Origin of the sequence: Bradyrhizobium sp. CCBAU 11386 (assembly GCF_028128955.1) — a bacterium.
Classification (GTDB): Bacteria; Pseudomonadota; Alphaproteobacteria; order Rhizobiales; family Xanthobacteraceae; genus Bradyrhizobium.
The window spans coordinates 1-17,522 of record NZ_LBKA01000246.1; the positions used below are offsets into that span (position 1 = coordinate 1).

Genomic DNA, 17,522 nt, shown 5'->3' on the forward strand with positions numbered 1-17,522 from the left:
AACCTCATCGAGCTGATCAGGTTCTACAAAGAGAACCCTGGACTGCTCAGGCGGTAACCCTGCGGCCTACGCCGAATGGATACGGTCCAGTTCATCAAAAGCGAATTGGGGCTACAGAGAGAATGAGTTGGCGCGTGGCCGGCTTGTTGGATGATCGAAATGCCGCGATGGAGTACGAGACCCTATTCAATATTAGGAGCGCCTTTGTCCACGGGCGAACGATGGGGGCAATATCAACCGAGCAGCGGATACTCGCTCGTTCGTTGGCACGCCGCGTCGTTTGGCAGCTTGTTTTGATGGCTAGCAACAGGACTGTCACCTCTCGAGCATCCTTTCTTGAGAACCTTCTCGACCGAGGATTGCTCCTCCGTTAGTTACCCCAAAAACAAAAACGGCCGGATCTTCCGATCCGGCCGCTACACAAAACTCTACTTGGCTAAGCCTACGCCACGCGACGCTACTTAGCCCCCGCCCAATTCGAAAAAATCGCTCAGCTGGCCTTCTTGACCGGCGCGGTGTCGCCGACCTTCTTCTGGATGGCGCGCTTCAGCTCGAGGGCGCGCGGCGACAGGGCGTCGGCTTTGGCCTTGAGCAGGAAGGCGTCGAGGCCGCCATTGTGGTCGACGCTCTTGACCGCGTTGGTCGAGACGCGCAGGCGCACGTTGCGCTCCAGGGCTTCGCTGATGAACGTCACGTTGACGAGGTTCGGCAGGAAGCGGCGCTTGGTCTTGATGTTGGAGTGGCTGACCTTGTGGCCGACGAGGGGGCCCTTGGCCGTCAGTTCGCAGCGGCGAGACATGTCACAAATCCTTATCCTGACCCCCAAACGAGTTGCGGCCGCCATTCGGGGCGCCACGGGGGCAAATTCTCTGTCCTTGCAGGGAGCGGCGGACGTATAGGGGGGAAGCGGCGGGACGTCAAGTTTTTGGGGCGGGTTTCATGCCCCGCAATCGGTGTCATCGCCGGGCTTGACCGGGCGATCCAGTACTCCGAGGCGGTGCGGCCAGAGCCGAGGGGGCGCGGCGTACTGGATGCCCCGGTCAAGCCGGGGCATGACGGCGGAGTGCTGGGAGCAGGATACCGCCCCGATCACCAAAACGGCAATGATTGAAGTGCCTTACCATCACATAAAGGGCGTATTCGCACCGGAAGACTCCGGTGGAGTTCCGTGCCTGTTACGCCCGGACACATTGTTTGCCGCGGTTTTTGGCTTAAATAACAACCGTCGCGCCCCGATTGGATCGTTTCGTGCTCATTTTCCCCCGACTTGCGCCCAAGCCGCGCATCGCCAGTCCGCGGTTTGCCGCCCGGCTGGCCGTGGCGGCCCTGTGCGGGCTGGCCTTCGCGTGGGAGGCGAAGCCGGCCGCGGCGCAAGGCAAGCTCGAGGCGCAGTATGAGGCGACGCTATCAGGCATTCCCGTCGGCAAGGGCGCCTGGAACATCGACATCCAGGACGACGTGTTTGCCGCGGCCGCCTCCGGCGGCACCACGGGGCTGCTGAAGTCGTTCGCGGGCGGGTCCGGCACCGGCGCCTCGCAGGGGCGCGTCGTCAACGGCGCGCTGGTTGCGACCGGCTATCAGGCCTCCACCACCACCTCGAAGAAGACCGAAGAGATCCGCATCACGCTCGACAAGGGCAATGTGAAAGAGTTCGGCATCGTGCCGGAGCCGCCGGTCGACCCTGATCGCATCGTCGTTACCGACGCGCATCGCCGCGGCGTCTGGGACCCGATGACGGCCTCGCTGCTGCGCGTGCCCGGCACCGGCGACCCCGTGACGCCGGACGCCTGCCACAACGCCGCGCCGGTGTTCGACGGCCGCATGCGCTACGACCTCAAGCTCGATTTCAAGCGCATGGAGACCGTGAAGGCGGAGAAGGGCTATCACGGGCCGGTCGTGGTCTGCGCGCTCTATTTCGTGCCCGTGGCGGGCTACATCCCCGACCGCCCCGTGATCAAATATCTCGCCGCCCAGCGCAACATCGAGATCGCCTTCGCCCCCGTCGCCGGCACGCGCATCCTGGTCCCGTTCTGGCTGAAAGTGCCGACGCCGCTGGGCCCCGCGATGCTCGAAGCGACCAGCTTCATCACATCAGCCCAGCCGCCAAGGGTTGCGAAGACGCAGTAATTCTCCCCGTCATTCCGGGGCGCGCCCCTTGGCGCGATCCCGGAATCCATCGTGAGACAAACCCCGCGGCCTGATGGATTCCGGGCTCGCGACTAGCGTCGCGCCCCGGAATGACGGGCGGAGCGATTCGGCACGCAGTCTCAACAACTTACGCGCCGTCACCCCGCCACTCGCCCGCGCGCCGTTTCTACTGTGCATGGGGTTGTTTTCGCGAAAATGAGTTTGGGGGGGACGGCGGAGCAGGCGGAGGGGCCCGTGAATCCATTTGACTCCTCCCCGATTCTGATTCGACTCCGCGCCGTCCCCAATTTTAAGGAACCCGCCACCGAAACGTCGCTTGTGCGGCAGCCCAAAACTCCATCTAGTGCAATCAAACACAGGGCGCCGCGACATGTTGCGTGAACGGAACAGGACTCAACAGGGAGTCAGCGATTCGGCCGCGATTCGTTCTAGAGTCGTTCCGATGCTTAAGGACACAGGGAAAAGCGTCGCAAAGTGAGACAGTTGCGCGAGGTTCGGGGGGGCGCTCCCACACGCACGATGTGCGAAGGGGCGTGCACCTGTCGGCTATGTGTCCGAACGTCGTCGTCCGCACCGCTGTCATGCCCCGGCTTGACCGGGGCACCCAGTACGCCGCGGCTTCTCGGCTCATCCACAACCGCCTCGGCGTACTGGATCGCCCGGTCAAGCCGGGCGATGACAGCCGTGCGTGCGGGAGCAGCCCAGCCGCCGCGCCGCCCCAAACAGCACTGACATTCGCCCAAATCGGCACTACCTAATCCCCAGAATGGCTTTTTCCCCCTCCCCCTTCGCTTCCGAGCGCGCACCCGGCGCAGGCGTCACTGCGGTGCTTGGGCCGACCAACACCGGCAAGACCCATCTCGCCATCGAGCGGATGCTCGCGCATCCCTCCGGCATGATCGGCCTGCCGCTGCGGCTGCTCGCGCGCGAGGTCTACAACAAGATCGCCGATCGCAAGGGCGTGGAGAGCGTTGCGCTCGTCACCGGCGAGGAGAAAATCAAGCCGAAGAACCCGCGCTACTGGGTCTCCACCGTCGAGGCGATGCCGAGGGATCTCGACGTCTCTTTCCTCGCCGTGGACGAGGTCCAGATCGCCTCCGATCTCGAACGCGGCCACGTCTTCACCGACCGCATCCTCAACCGCCGCGGCCGTGACGAGACGCTGCTGCTGGGCGCTGCCACCATGCGCCCGATCATCGAGCGGCTCTTGCCCGGCGTATCCATGATCACGCGGCCGCGGCTGTCGCAGCTGGAATTTGCCGGCGATCGCAAGATCACCCGCCAGCCGCGGCGCACCGCCATCGTCGCGTTCTCGGCCGATGAGGTCTACGCCATCGCCGAGCTGATCCGCCGCCAGCACGGCGGCGCGGCTGTCGTGCTCGGCTCGCTCAGCCCGCGCACCAGAAATGCACAAGTGTCGATGTTCCAGAACGGCGACGTCGACTATCTCGTCGCCACCGACGCGGTCGGCATGGGCCTCAATCTCGACGTCGACCACGTCGCCTTCGCCTCCGACCGCAAGTTCGACGGCTACCAGTTCCGCCGTCTGACGCCGTCCGAATTCGCGCAGATCGCCGGCCGTGCCGGCCGCGCCACGCGGAATGGAACATTCGGCACCACCGGCCGCTGCGCGCCGTTCGAGCCCGAGCTCGTCAACGCGCTGCAGAACCACACCTTCGACAGCGTGAAGATGCTGCAATGGCGCAATTCGAAGCTGGATTTCTCCTCGCTCGGCGCGCTCCAGGTGTCGCTGAACCTCTCCCCCGGCCATGAGGCGTTGACGCGGGCGCCGATCGCCGAGGACATGCGCGTGCTCGACCACGTCGCCCGCGACGCCGATGTGCGCGATACCGCACATGGCAAGCTGGCGGTGGAACGGCTGTGGGAGGCCTGCCAGGTCCCCGATTACCGAAAACTGTCGCCGGCGGCCCATGCCGAGCTCGTCACCACGCTGTACGGCTTCCTGATGCAGAAGGGCCGCATTCCCGATGCCTGGTATGCGGCCCAGGTCGACCAGGCCGACCGCATCGACGGCGATATCGACACGCTGTCGGGCCGGATCGCGCAGATCCGCACCTGGACCTTCGTCGCCAACCGGCCGGACTGGCTCGCGGACCCCGAACACTGGCAGGGGATTACGCGGGAGGTCGAAAATAAATTATCGGATGCGCTCCATGAACGCTTGACTGAGCGTTTCGTTGATCGCCGGACCAGTGTATTGATGCGCCGCCTGCGGGAGAACACGAGCTTGAATACTGAAATCGGCAAGACCGGCGAAGTCATCGTCGAAGGCCATGTCATCGGCCGTCTCGATGGCTTCACCTTTGCACCGGATGCGGCGGAAGCCGGCTCCGATGCGAAAGCCTTGCAGGCTGCGGCCCAAGCGGTGCTCGCCGGCGAGATCAACGCGCGCGCCGAAAAACTGGGCAACGCGCCGGACGAGCAGTTCGTGCTGACCTCGGAAGGCACCATCCGCTGGACCGGCGACGCCGTGGCGCGACTGTCCGCCGCAGAGGACGCGCTGCATCCGCGCATCCGCATCATCTCCGACGAGCGCCTGACCGGCAGCCCGCGCGAGAAGGTGCAGGCGCGGCTCGACCTCTGGCTCAAGACGCATATCGAAAAGCTGCTCGGGCCGATGTTCGAGCTCAGCAAGGCCGAGGACGTCACCGGCATTGCCCGCGGCATCGCCTATCAGCTCGTCGAGGCGCTCGGTGTGCTGGAGCGGCCGAAGATCGCCAACGAGCTGAAGGATCTCGACCAGCCCTCGCGCGCGACCTTGCGCAAATACGGCGTCCGCTTCGGCGCCTATCACCTCTATTTCCCCGGCCTCTTGAAGCCCGCCGCGCGTGCGCTCGCCGCGCTGCTGTGGGCGCTGAAGCAGGACAATGTCGATCTGTCCTCGCTCTCGGGCGCGCAGCATCTGGCATCTTCGGGCCGCACCTCGTTCCCGGTCGACAAGGCTCTGCCGCGCGACGCGTATCGCGTGCTCGGCTACAAGCAGGCCGGCGAGCGCGCCGTGCGCGTCGACATCCTGGAGCGTCTTGCCGATCTGATCCGTCCGGCGCTTGCGTGGCGCGATAACTCGCCCGGCGAAAAGCCCGCCGGCGCGTTCGACGGCCGCAGCTTCGTGGTGACGCAGGCGATGACCTCGCTCACGGGCTCGGCGGGCGAAGATTTCGCCTCGGTGCTGCGTGCGCTCGGCTATCGCATGGAGAAGCGCCCGCCGCTGCCGCCGAAGCCTGTGGCGGTCGCTGCTGAAGCTTCCAGCGCAGAGGCTCCCGCCGAGACGCCTGCGACCGAAACACCGGTCGAGGACGCTGCCGCCGCAGACACGCCGATCGAAGCCGCTGGGGTCGCAGTCACCGTCGAAGACGCGCCCGGCATGGAGCAGCACGACGAGCCCGCACAGGAAGAGCCGGCGCTCGAAGCATCGCCCGAGGCTCCCGTCACGCCCGAAGATGCTCCCGGCATCGCGCCGCCGGCCGAAGAAGCCGCTGCGCCCACGGAGGCAGCCGGCCTTGAAGCCGCGCCCGCCGAAGCCGCCGCGGTCGAGGCTGCTGCATCGCCCGACGCTGCCGCGCCTGTCGAGGCCGCACCCGCCGAGCCCGAGCTGGTCGAGGTCTGGCGTCCCGGCGGCCGTCACGAGGATCGCAAGCCGCGCCACGAGCGTCATCGCCACCAGCGTCACCATCATCAGCCCCGTCCGCAGGCGGGCGCCGAGGCGGGTGCTGCGCCCGCGGAAGGCGAGGCCGCGCAAGGAGCCGACGGCGAGAAGCGCGACGAGCGTCATCGCCATGGCGGTCGCAGGGATGGCGGCAGAGATTTCCGCAAAGGCCGCGAAGGTGGTGGCGAGGGCGCGCCGCGTCCCGAAGGGCGCGACGACAAGAACCGCAGCTTCCAGGGCAAGGACCGCGACAAGGATCGCGATCGCAACAAGGGCAAGTTCGGCGGCGATCGCGACAAGGGCCGCGACAATCGTGGCCGCGACCGTGACAAGGGCCGTGACCGCCAGGGCGGGCCGTCGCTGCGCCCCTACGCCTCGAGCGCGAACCCGCGCGAGCGCGATCGGCCGGTCGATCCGAATTCGCCCTTCGCAAAGCTCGCTGCGCTGAAGGAGCAGCTCGCGGGGCGCAAGGAGTAGCCCACGACCGAGCGGCAGCGCATCGACAAATGGCTGTGGCACGCGCGGGTGGTGAAGGCGCGCACCTCCGCGGCTGAACTGGTCGAGTCCGGCCATGTCCGCGTCAACGGCGTGCGCGAGACCTCGCCCGGGCATGCGATCAAGGCCGGCGACGTGCTCACCATCGCGCTCGACCGCACCGTGCGCGTGTTGAAAGTCATAGCCTTCAACGAGCGCCGCGGCGATGCCGCCTCGGCGCGCGTGCTCTACGAGGAGCTCGGCGAAGGAAAGCGCAATTAATTGCGCTTTGAATTCATTTCTTGGTCGATCAAACGCGCAAAGCCGTCATGATCGGCCGTCCCCGACCTTGCGGCGCCGGGCCATCCGCGCTACGCAAGCCGCGACTTTTAAAAGAGCTTTTCGGAGCGTTGGATGACTTACGTCGTCACTGAAGCCTGCATCAAGTGCAAGTACACCGACTGCGTCGAGGTCTGCCCGGTCGACTGTTTCTACGAGGGCGAGAACATGCTCGTCATCCATCCCGACGAATGCATCGACTGCGGCGTGTGCGAGCCGGAATGCCCCGCCGACGCCATCAAGCCGGACACGGAACCGGGCCTGGAAAAGTGGCTGTCGGTCAACGCCGACTATGCCAAGAGCTGGCCGAACATCACCCAGAAGAAAGAATCACCCGCCGACGCCAAGGAATTCGATGGCATGGAAGGCAAGTTCGAGAAATATTTTTCTCCGAACCCCGGCTCCGGAGACTAATTCGGACCCAAACTTAACCCTAATACCTTCGTTCGCGCCGAAAACCAGGCCTCAAGACCCCTAAATCATTGATTTTTGCGGGAAATGTGCTATATTGGGCACATTAAGCCGAACCCCGTCAGCCCCGTTGGCCCTTCTGGGTTCCCGTGAAACCAAATGTCGAACAGGGGCGTGGCAGTTTCCGCGCGCAGGCTGTGTCACAGAAAACGCGTAAAAAGAGTACTTCAGCGAGGGCTTCCCATAAGGAGGCCAAAAAAGTCGCCGCGGCCAGCCGTAGCGCATCCAAGGGTCGGACCGCGACGAAGGCGCCGGCTGCAAAGTCCTCGAAGAACAAAAGAAGCGCAATGCCTAACAAGACTGCCAAACCGGCCGCGAAAGCGACCGTTGCCAAGCCTGCTGCCAAGGCTCCCGCTGCCAAGTCCGCTGCGCCGAAGGCCCCTGTTGCTGCTGCCAAGGCTCCTGTTGCTGCTGCCAAGGCTCCTGTCGCTGCCAAGCCGGCCGTGAAGCCGGCGGCTGCTGCGCCGAAGGTCGAGGAAAAGAAGGTCGTGACCCAGCGTCAGGGCTTCAAGGCCAACGAATTCGTCGTCTATCCCGCTCACGGCGTCGGCCAGATCCTGGCCATCGAGGAGCAGGAGATCGCCGGTGCGAAGCTCGAGCTGTTCGTCATCAACTTCATCAAGGACAAGATGACGCTGCGCGTGCCGACCGCCAAGGTCGCCAATGTCGGCATGCGCAAGCTGTCCGAGCCCGCGCTGGTGAAGAAGGCGCTGGAGACGCTCAAGGGCCGCGCCCGTGTCAAGCGCACCATGTGGTCGCGCCGCGCCCAGGAGTACGAAGCGAAGATCAATTCGGGCGACATCGTCGCGATCGCGGAAGTCGTGCGCGACCTCTATCGCTCCGAGTCGCAGCCCGAGCAGTCCTACTCTGAACGCCAGCTCTATGAAGCGGCGCTCGATCGTCTCTCCCGCGAGATCGCGGTGGTGCAGCACTCGACCGAGACCGAAGCGGTCAAGGAGATCGAGGCGCAGCTCGCCAAGAGCCCGCGCCGCAACGCCAAGGCGGAAGCCGCCGAGGGCGAGGCGGATGCCGAGGGCGATGCCGACGATACCGATGGCGACGACACTACGGTCGCCGACGAGGCCGCGTAAGCCTCTCATCGCGTCGATCGCAACAGATCAAGAGCCCGGCCGTTTGGCCGGGCTTTTTGTTTGGGCGGGCTTTTGTTTGCGGCGACGAGTCGGAGCACCGTCTCCACTGGGCCTCGCGAGGATATTACCCCGGTAGCGTCAGGGGCTTTCGGCTGTAGAGCGACGTCCAGCCGCTGATGTCGGCGGCCATAATGCGGGCGCTCTCGAACAGAACGCCAGCGCTCAAGTCGAAGTCGAGCCGCTCGAGGGCAATATCGTAGGTATCGTGAAGCAAATCGAGTTGCGCGCCAGTCTTGGCCGACCTCTCAGCGGCTCCCTCGAACTCGCCAGTAAAGCGGATGCCGGCAACCGCCGCGCCGAGTGCGGGAAGAAAGGCGGTTGCCACGGGCACCCAACGCGCCATCTGTCCGAGGAATGTCTTCAGCGCTTGAAAATGGCCTTCGCCGGACAATTTGGTCACGAGGCTTTCGCTGACCAACGCGACTAGGAAAAGCAACAGAATGACAAGCGCGGTCAGGAAGCACACGTTGCCCACCCAGTGCAGGCCCAGGTCCTGTGTCCTGCGCAGCTTCAGGTTCGAGGCATGATATTGGATCTGGGGGGCCAACTCGGCGGAGACAGTCGCGTTCAATATCTTGCGTTGATATTCCGGGCCGAGATTGCCCGAGGGCATGCCGAGCTCGCGCATCGTGGCGCGAAAGTACCACAGCAGCCAGTCGCCCCCCGGCCGCGCGGCGGCCTCAACATAGGAGCTCTTCTCGTACTGACCGAAGAGACTGAGAAAACGCAGGTGCCTGAGGATCTCGGCCAGGGCCCGATAGTCGAGCCAGCGATCGTGCCAGCGTCGCAATCGTCCACGCCGGACGACCACGACGATGGAAGCAACGATCACAAGTTCTATGGCAACGAGCCAGAGCTCTCTGGCTGGGACCTCTGCATGTCCGCCGTCGTGCAGCACGAGGCTCGCGAGCGCGATAGCAACGGCCAGTGACGACAGCAGATAGGCAGACACATAGGCCAGCCGATAGCGCCGGCCATACAGTCGCGCCAGCGCGTCGGCCGCGAGACAGCGCGGCAACAGCACTTCGGCGAGCCGCGACCTGAATCCGTTCTCGTCGGGCACCTCCGCCAAGAAGCTGTCCCACGACCGCCTTGCCTCCTCGTCCGGAGGAGGAGCCGATTCGATTAGGAAATCATTCAGCCTGACTGCCGCGTCCGAACCGTGATGCTTGATATGCCAGACTTCAGGGAGGTGAATGGAGCTCCTGCTGATCGCGAGAGCTTGGTGCACGAGGTCGGAGATCGGCCCCGAGGTTGCGTCCGCCATCGGCGTGTCGCGCGTGACATCGCTCGTCCGGCTGATGACCCAGGGCCGTTGCAGCCGATCGGCCGCAATCCAGATTACCGGGATACCTGCTTCGGTCGCGTGCGCCACAGTATCGCCGGTGCCGCCTGGAAGTCCGTCACCCGTGCTCCCATCCCATACCGTCACAAGCACATCAATTTGCCGGAGCAGGAGGTCGCGCGAGCGAACCAATCCCTTGTCGTCCTCCAGTCGTGGTCGCGGCAGGATCGTAACCTGGCTGCAGCGCCGTAGCGCCCCGGTGAATTCGTCGAGCGCCTTGTCGCCGTGACCTGCGGGAGCCGTGGTCTTCAGCGCTCGCTCGTACTCATCCTGAGGTGTGGGCAGCAAACCAGCGATCGACCAGGTTTGGGGACATTGTCGCACCGCCAACGCATCCGTGCCATCGGCGAGGCCCGAAAGCAGCACTATCTGAGGCTTGGCCGGCGCATAGAGATCGTGCTGCCGTTCCAGCTGCTTGCAGCACTCGTCCTCAATGTTGCGAAAGACGTCCGAGAGCTGATCCTCGAGGCGTGTTTCGTGCTCACGCTTCAGGCGGGCCGAGCGATGACCGGTCACGCCGACAACGAAGGTGAGGACCGGCTTCGCAATCGTCATAATGAATTTGTCCGGAAATATGCGCCCTGCGTCTCAGTTAAGCGGCGGTCGTTTGGGTGCGCAACTGAAATCCGACACGCCGCGGTAGCATGGGCCCCGTAGCCGGGGCCGGATGCGAGACGGCTGCAACCCAGCCGGCGGTACAGCTTGACGTTGTGGTACGTCCGCGGCTAGCCTGATCGACGCCGGCCGCCTGCGGGTTACCGCGGAGATTAGCGGAGATTAAATGGCATGACCGATAAGCGCGTCCAATTTTTTATGTCTTACGCGTGGAATGACAACCGGCTGCCGCCGGGTGAGCATCCGGACAAGCAGCCGTTTGTGGCGACCTTGGCCGGACAGATCGAGTGGCACTTCAACGATGCGAAGCCCAACAGCCCTTTACTCTGGTGGGATCGCGACAACATCGATGACGGGACCCAATTCCGTCCCGCGATCCGTGCCGCCATCGAGGCATCGGCCTTCCTTGTCATCGTGCTTTCCGAGCATTGGCTGGCAAGCGAGTATTGCCAATTGGAGCTGCAACTGTTCCGTGAGCGCTGGCGGCATGAGAGCGATTTCGCTTTCAAGCATCGCATCATCCTGGCGCACAAGAGTGAGGTGCCGAAGGAGCGGTGGCCCTCGCTGCTGCCGGAGCAGAAAGGCTTTCAGTTTTTCTCGAGACACGGACCCTACCATTGGCTCGGGCGGGCGAGCGAGGAATTTTATAGGGTGGCCGGGGATCTCGCTAAAATCCTGATCAAGCGTGCCAAGTTCGAGGGCGAAGAGCCTCCTCAACCCCCGCAGCCGTCCCGCGGCTTGAAGGTCTATCTGGCGAAGCCCGCTCCCGACGTGCGTGATCAATATCTTCGCGTGCATCGGGAATTGGTGCGTGGCGGCTACCACGTTGTTCCGGGTGTCGCTGACGACATTCCGCTCGATGCCGGCGCGCTTGACTTCATCGACCGTGAGTTGAAGGACGCCAGGGTATCGATCCACCTGCTAGGCCGCAGTGCTGGTCCGGCGCCGGCGGATCTCGAGCACATCGCAAAGCTTCAGCTCAATAAGGCAGCGGAACGAATCCCCGCAACGGGCGCCGATGACAAGGCTAGCTTTCATCGCGTGATCTGGGCGCCAAAGAGATTCGAAGAGCCGTCAGGTCAGCCGGTCGAGCGTGACCCGATCGATACCGTCAAGAGCTTTGCTTCTCAGCAGCCCGGTGATCGCATTGAGGGAGACAGCATCAGTCCTTTCACCGCCTTCTTGCTGAAACACCTTGAGGATATCGATACACCTATGCCGCCCGGCGAACCGTCAGCGTTTGATCACATCTACCTGTGTCACGACGAGTCGGACACAGAGTATGCAGCCGAGGTAGCAACGCTGCTCGAAGAGCACGAGATCAACTACGTCATGCCGGCGTACTACAATACGACCGACGTCGAGCGGCGGCAGTTTCATCGTGAGCGTCTGTCTGAATGTACGGCGGTGGTCATGTGCTGGGCCAAGGCCTCGGAAATGTGGGCGAGAGCGCAATCCAAGGAGCTCCGAAGCTGGCAGACGCTCGGCCGCAAGCAGGAGTTCATGTGCCGAGGCCTGATCGCGGGACCGCCACCGCATATCCGCAAGGACGAGCACATGCTCCGCCATCTCTTTCCTTCGAAGGAGATTGATCTCGTCCTGAACTGGACCCAGACCGAGAAGCCGAGCATCGAGGCGCTGAGGCGCATTTTCCAGACAAACGCCGAACAGCGCGCCCATGAGTGAAGCCATGAGTGATCTGGTCGCCGCTGCTCCGAACCAGTCGACCGTAGCGACAGCACCCTTTCCGGGTCTGAGACCTTTCGCCAAGCGGGACCACAAATATTTCTTCGGACGTGAAGACCAGACTTTCGCGTTGTATCGGTTGCTGCGGACGAACCACTTCATCGCCGTGGTAGGCAGCTCAGGGAGCGGCAAGTCCTCGATTGTACGTGCCGGATTGCTGCCACTTCTCGAGCAAGAGAACGGGGAATCGGGCCGGAAGGTTTGGCAATACGCGGCGATGCGACCGGGACGGGCTCCCATCGATCGATTGGCGATCGGGCTCGCCAAAGTACTTGGAGATCGTGACGAATTCTTCGCGGCACGCCGCGATCGCATCGCCGCCCTGTTGTTCGCCTCCAGCCACGGCCTGTCGGACGCGTTGCAATACGTGGCCCCGGACCCGGAGACGCAGCTCGTCGTTCTGGTCGATCAGTTCGAGGAGCTGTTCCGCTACATGTCGGCGGGCGCGCAGATCAACACGCGCTTCGAGATGTCCCAGCGGCGGGAAGAGGCGATCAATTTCATTCAGCTCCTGCTCGCTGCGACCCGCAGTCACGACAGCCGAATCCGCGTTGTGATCACCATGCGCTCCGACTTCATCGGCGACTGCGCGCGCTTTCAGGGGCTGCCCGAGGCTGTGTCATCGGCGCAGTTTCTCGTGCCGTCGCTGTCTCGCGATCAGCGAGAGGAAGCGATCCGCGGCCCCATCGAGATGTCGGGGGCGACCATATCATCCGAACTAGTGGAGCGGCTGATCAACGACAGCAGCGAGGAGCTCGACCAGCTGCCAATCCTGCAACATTGCCTGGCACGGCTCTGGATGCGGGCTGGCACCGTCGCGGGAGAAGCAGCCGATGGCTGCGCTGGTTCGGAGCCACCCACACGGCATCTAACCGAGCAGGATTATCGGGACATCGGCGGACTTTCCGGTGCCATCTCCGGCCATGCTGAGGAGATCTTCTCCTCGTTGCCCGGTCGGGAAAAGATTGTCGAACAGGTCTTCCGCGCGCTTGCCGAGATCGATAGCGAAGGGCGGGCCGTGCGGCGCGCGCGTTCGCTGGGACAACTCATCGGAGAGTCCGGTGCTTCACGCGACGATGTTTGCGCCGTGCTCGATCAGTTTCGCGCGGACGAATGCTCGTTCTTGGTTCCGCCCCTATCGTCGTCACTAACGGCGAACCTGCCTGACGATACTATCGTCGACGTCGGCCACGAAGCGCTGCTGCGCCGCTGGACGCGCGTCTCGGGCGATCCGGAGGCGACCGGGGAGCGTGGTGACAAGCGCGAGATCGGATGGCTGCGACAAGAACTGCGCGACGGCGAGCGATATCGCTTCCTTCACTCCTGTGTCGATCCCCAAAGTCTCAATGAATCCCGTCTATCCGACGATCAGGCGCGGCGGTACTGGGGCTGGTGGAACAAATGGCATCCGAATGCGGCCTGGTCCGCGCGGTACGGGGGAAGATACGAGGAGGTTGAACGGCTCGTGCGCGCCTCCTACGCCGCGAGCGGCCGCAGCCGAAATCTGAGAAACGTGACCTACGCCGGCATTGGCGTGGCGCTGATCCTGCTAGCGGTGGGAAGCACGGCGCTGTACCGGGCCAGCGAGACCTTCAAGCACGTGGCGCTATCCACCAGGAATCTCTCGAGTGCGGTTTTGGACTCCTTCAACGCCGGTCAGACGTCGCTCCAGTCGGCGACGAAATATCGCGACATTGTAAAAGATCTGTACGATCGTTTCGACGATCTCCCGAATACCGCGCAAGTCTCGCAACTAAAGACGTCCTGGCTGCTGACGTCTTCCGATCTGAATGTCGCGCTTGATGACAAGGCGGCTGCCAGACGCGATGCGTCCAAGGCCGAAGAGACCACCCGTCCCTATCTGGAGAAGAGCCCCGACGACAAGGGATGGCTGCGCCTGCGCTATGGAGCGCTCTTCAGATTGGGTGACCTCGATCTCGAGGACTCGGTCGTTTACGACGGCACGGGGACTGTTGTCGCGCGCAATCAGGAACCGATCGCCGCAGCGCTGGCCAACTACCAGGAAAGCGAGCGTATCGCCGCCAAGCTGCTCGAGTTCGATGTTACGAACCCGACGAGCATCAACCCGGAGAGCATCGATCATCTGGCGCAGCAGCGGTTCGAGCTGGCCTTCGCGCTCAACAAGACCGGCGAGGCGCTGCAGGTCAAGCGGGACTTCGCGGGGGCAACCTCGAAGTTCAAGCGGGCTTTGGAGTACGCGACCATGATCCAGGGTGCTTCGCGGATGGAATGGAAGCTCCAGGCCGCCGCCACCCAGATCAAGATCGGACGTGTGCAGCGGGATTTCGCCGATATCGATGGCGCGTTGCAAAGCTATTCAGATGCCATCGGTCGGGAGGAGCTTCTGTTCCTGGCATATTCCCACGATAAGATCCTTCGATCGAATCTCGCATCTTCATATGAAGATCGTGCGGCGCTCTACAGGACGAAGAAGAGCTATGACCTTGCCCTTCAGGAATTCGCCAAAGCCGGGCAGATCCTGACCGCGCTTAACGAAGAGGATCCGCGGAACATGAGGATTCTGGATGGCCTCGCCAGAATCTATGCGAAGGCCGGGGCGGTCGAACAGGACAAGGCGGTGTTGCAAGATCTGCCCCTAGACATGGTGATTGTGCAATTCCGCAAGGAAGTGAGCGTTCGCGAAAAGATCGCGCAGCGCCGCGCAGGCGATCAGGCATTTCAGGACCGCTTGCTCCAGAGCCAGGACAAGCTCAAGCGCGTCGAATTGGCTGCGGCAGGGGCCGCAAAAGAGGTTAGCAAGTCGCTGGAGACGAAGTGAGGGGGCTGCTCACTTCACCGGCCGCTTCTCGAGCTTCCTTGCCAGCGTGCGCCGGTGCATCCCGAGCCGCCTTGCGGCTTCCGAGATGTTGAAATCCGTCTCGATCAGGGTCTGGTGGATGCGTTCCCATTCCAGCGTCTTGATCGAGGTCGGCCGCGCATCGAGCGCGACTTCGGCATTGCCTTCGGCCTTGTTGAACGCGGCCTCGATGTCGTCGGTGTTCGACGGCTTGGCCAGATAGTGGCAGGCGCCCAGCTTGATCGCCTCGACGGCGGTCGAGATGCTGGCAAAGCCGGTCAGCACCACGATCAGCATCTCCTCGTCGTGGGTGTGCAGCAGCTCGACGCAGGCTAGCCCCGAGGCGCCGCCGAGCTTGAGGTCGACGACGGCGTGGCCGAAGGATCGCTCCTCCAGCACTTTCCTCACCTCCTCGATCGAGCCGGCCAGCACGACCTCGTAGCCGCGGCGCTCGAACGAGCGTTTCAGCGTGCGCGCAAAGCCTTCGTCGTCCTCGACGACGATGAGCGAACGGTCAGGCGTCAAAGCTGCCTCCGATCGCGAGCGTTGCGAGCGGCAGCGTGAGGCGGACGGTGGCGCCGCGCTTCCTGTGGTTCTCGGCGGTCACGCTGCCCCCTAACTTGCGCACCACGTTGACTACCAGGAACAGGCCGAGCCCGCCGCCGGCGCGGCCCTTGCTGGAGTGATAGGGCTTTCCGAGCTGCGCCAGCATCTCCGGCGCAAAGCCGGGACCGCGGTCAGAGATCGACAGCACGAGATTGTCGCCCTCGCGCTCGGCCAGAAGCTCGACCCAGTCGCGCGAGACCTCATAGGCGTTGTCGAGCACGTTGAAGATCACCTGCTTCAGCGCCACGTCAGACGCGATGGCGACGTCCTCGCCGAACGTGTTGACGAAATAGAGCGTGCGGGCCGAACGGGCGTCGCGCCACTCATCGACCAGCGCGGTGACAAAGGCCGTCACCGTCGTCGGCGAGGAACCTTCGCCGCGCGCTTCGCCCGCCGACACCAGGATGCCCGTCACGATCGACTTGCAGCGTTGCAGCGAGGTCTCCATCTCCGCGAGATCCTCGGCGAGCTCCTGATCGGCGGCGAGATCCGGCATGCGGCGCCAGTCGCTGAGGATGACCGAGAGCGAGGCCAGCGGGGTGCCGAGCTCGTGCGCCGCACCCGATGCCAGGAGGCCCATGCGGACGATGTGGTCCTGCTCGGCCGCATGCTGGCGCAGCGCCGCCAGATGCGCGTCGCGCTCGCGCAGGTTCCTGTTGATGCGGGTGACGAACACGACCAGCAGCACGGCATTGAGCACAAAGCCCAGGAGCATGCCGGCCACGGTAAGGCTGTAGGTCTCGCTGATCGGATTCGGCGGCAGGTCGAGCGGCCGGTACGCCAATGTCAGCCAGACGAAGCTGGCGCAGGTCAGCGCCACCAGCGACCAGGTCGAGCGCGCATCGAGCAGCACGGCGCCCAGCGTCACCTGGAGCAGGAATAGCGAGGTGAACGGATTGGTGGCGCCGCCGCTGAGATAGAGCTGCGCGGTCAGTGCCGCGACGTCGAGCATCAAGGCGACCAGCAGCTCGTTGTTGGAGATCGCGGCGCGATGGCGCACCCAGACCAGGCTCGAGACGTTGAGCAGCACCAGCGCGCCGATCACCGCGCCCATCCGTTCCAGCGGCAGGGGGATGCCGAGCCAGAAATGCACGCCGCCGATGGTCACGATCTGGCCGACCACAGCGGTCCAGCGCAGCTGGATCAGCAGCGCCATGTTCTTGCGGTTGGTCTCGTCGTCGGTCGGCGCAGCGCCGACCAGCTCGCTGCGCGCGTCCGCCTGCGATTGCAGCGTGACGGCGAGCTCGCCAAACGCCCGGGGAGGCGTTCTTCCGTCGTCAGGCCTGTTCGACGATCGTTCCAACATCTGATCCCGTCCTGCGGGCGGCAGCATCGGAGCCGCCGGCCGGTTCGTGGACGAAGCGCCCGCGGCGGAACAGCCCGCCGCCGAATGTGACGAAAAGTTTACCGGCCAGCATGAACGCCAGGGCAAACCACGTCAGCGCGTAGATCAGGTGGTTATTGGGAAAGCGGATCACGGTCAATCCGCCGATGGGGCCTTCGATGGGGCCTTGGGCGGTTTGTGATCCGGCATCGGCATCGACGAAAAAGGGTGCGACATCATGGAGCCCGCGTGCCGTCGCGATCGCGGCGACATCCCGCGAGTACCAGCGGTTGTGCTGGGGAACGTTGTTCCGGAGGAAGCCGCCTTTCGGCTCCGTCATGCGCAGCAGGCCGGTGATCACGACCTCGCCGTCCGGATTGCCATCCCGGCGTGTTGATGCGTCGCGCCGCTCGGACGGCACGAAGCCGCGGTTGATCAGGACCAGCGTGCCGTCATCGCGTTTGAGCGGCGTCAGCACCCAATAGCCGGGGCCTTCCTCGGTGACGGCCTGAACCAGCGTCTCGCGGTCATGCAGGAAGCGGCCGCTGACGGTGACGTGCCTGTATTCGTCGCGTGCGGTGGAGACCGCAGGCCACGCCGCGGGCGAGGGGATCGGCTGGGCCGGGGCATGGACGCGCTGCTCGACGCGGTCGATCAACGCCAGCTTCCAGGCGCGGCGTTCGATCTGCCAGACGCCGAGCGCGATCAGAACTGCAAAGGCCGTGAGCGAGAGGACCGTGAGCCACAGGGACGGGGACCGCGCAACCTTGCCGCGCGCCCCGTCTGCCTTGCCTGTCACGGTCCCGGTCTTGCTCACG

General features: G+C 64.1%; 12 protein-coding genes. 7 read left to right on the top strand and 5 right to left on the bottom strand.

Annotation, left to right across the window (positions count from 1 at the left end):
- Positions 1–490: 490 nt before the first annotated feature.
- On the bottom strand, positions 491–799 hold the full coding sequence (gene rpmB, locus XI09_RS29530; RefSeq protein ID WP_271569968.1) for a 50S ribosomal protein L28: 309 nt from the start codon (positions 797–799) through the stop codon (positions 491–493).
- A gap of 518 nt (positions 800–1,317) precedes the next feature.
- On the opposite strand from rpmB, the gene XI09_RS29535 reads away from it, so the two are divergent.
- From XI09_RS29535 to XI09_RS29555, 5 genes are all read left to right on the top strand, one after another.
- On the top strand, positions 1,318–2,127 hold the full coding sequence (locus tag XI09_RS29535; protein WP_271570083.1) for a DUF3108 domain-containing protein: 810 nt from the start codon (positions 1,318–1,320) through the stop codon (positions 2,125–2,127).
- Positions 2,128–2,914: 787 nt separating this feature from the next.
- The gene (locus tag XI09_RS29540) at positions 2,915–6,292 is read left to right on the top strand and encodes a helicase-related protein (RefSeq protein ID WP_271569969.1); all 3,378 of its coding nucleotides are present in this window, start codon (positions 2,915–2,917) and stop codon (positions 6,290–6,292) included.
- 21 nt (positions 6,293–6,313) lie between these two features.
- The gene (locus tag XI09_RS29545) at positions 6,314–6,571 is read left to right on the top strand and encodes an RNA-binding S4 domain-containing protein (RefSeq protein ID WP_271570084.1); all 258 of its coding nucleotides are present in this window, start codon (positions 6,314–6,316) and stop codon (positions 6,569–6,571) included.
- Between the two features lie 132 nt (positions 6,572–6,703).
- On the top strand, positions 6,704–7,042 hold the full coding sequence (gene fdxA / locus XI09_RS29550; protein WP_027545217.1) for a ferredoxin FdxA: 339 nt from the start codon (positions 6,704–6,706) through the stop codon (positions 7,040–7,042).
- A gap of 344 nt (positions 7,043–7,386) precedes the next feature.
- On the top strand, positions 7,387–8,190 hold the full coding sequence (locus XI09_RS29555) for a CarD family transcriptional regulator (protein ID WP_271569970.1): 804 nt from the start codon (positions 7,387–7,389) through the stop codon (positions 8,188–8,190).
- Positions 8,191–8,314: 124 nt separating this feature from the next.
- Here XI09_RS29555 and XI09_RS29560 read toward each other — a convergent pair whose 3' ends face one another.
- Positions 8,315–10,150, bottom strand: coding sequence for a DUF4231 domain-containing protein (locus XI09_RS29560; protein WP_271569971.1), 1,836 nt, complete (start codon positions 10,148–10,150; stop codon positions 8,315–8,317).
- Between the two features lie 231 nt (positions 10,151–10,381).
- Here XI09_RS29560 and XI09_RS29565 point away from each other — a divergent pair, with 231 nt between their 5' ends.
- Together XI09_RS29565 and XI09_RS29570 are read left to right on the top strand one after the other, a co-directional pair.
- Positions 10,382–11,896, top strand: coding sequence for a toll/interleukin-1 receptor domain-containing protein (locus XI09_RS29565; protein ID WP_271569972.1), 1,515 nt, complete (start codon positions 10,382–10,384; stop codon positions 11,894–11,896).
- A 4-nt stretch (positions 11,897–11,900) separates the two neighbouring features.
- Positions 11,901–14,756, top strand: coding sequence for an nSTAND1 domain-containing NTPase (locus tag XI09_RS29570; protein WP_271569973.1), 2,856 nt, complete (start codon positions 11,901–11,903; stop codon positions 14,754–14,756).
- Positions 14,757–14,765: 9 nt separating this feature from the next.
- Here the strand turns inward: XI09_RS29570 and XI09_RS29575 are convergent, their stop codons facing one another.
- Genes XI09_RS29575 through XI09_RS29585 form a run of 3 tightly spaced genes read right to left on the bottom strand, consistent with a single transcriptional unit; the run spans position 14,766 to position 17,521 of the window.
- Positions 14,766–15,299, bottom strand: coding sequence for a response regulator transcription factor (locus XI09_RS29575; protein WP_027545216.1), 534 nt, complete (start codon positions 15,297–15,299; stop codon positions 14,766–14,768).
- On the bottom strand, positions 15,289–16,686 hold the full coding sequence (locus tag XI09_RS29580; RefSeq protein WP_271569974.1) for an ATP-binding protein: 1,398 nt from the start codon (positions 16,684–16,686) through the stop codon (positions 15,289–15,291). The genes XI09_RS29575 and XI09_RS29580 overlap by 11 nt, the downstream gene beginning before the upstream one ends.
- Positions 16,658–17,521 carry an SURF1 family protein gene (locus XI09_RS29585; RefSeq protein WP_271569975.1) on the bottom strand — a complete coding sequence of 288 codons (864 nt, stop codon included), beginning with the start codon at positions 17,519–17,521 and terminating at the stop codon, positions 16,658–16,660. The genes XI09_RS29580 and XI09_RS29585 overlap by 29 nt, the downstream gene beginning before the upstream one ends.
- Between the last annotated feature and the right edge of the window lies 1 nt (position 17,522).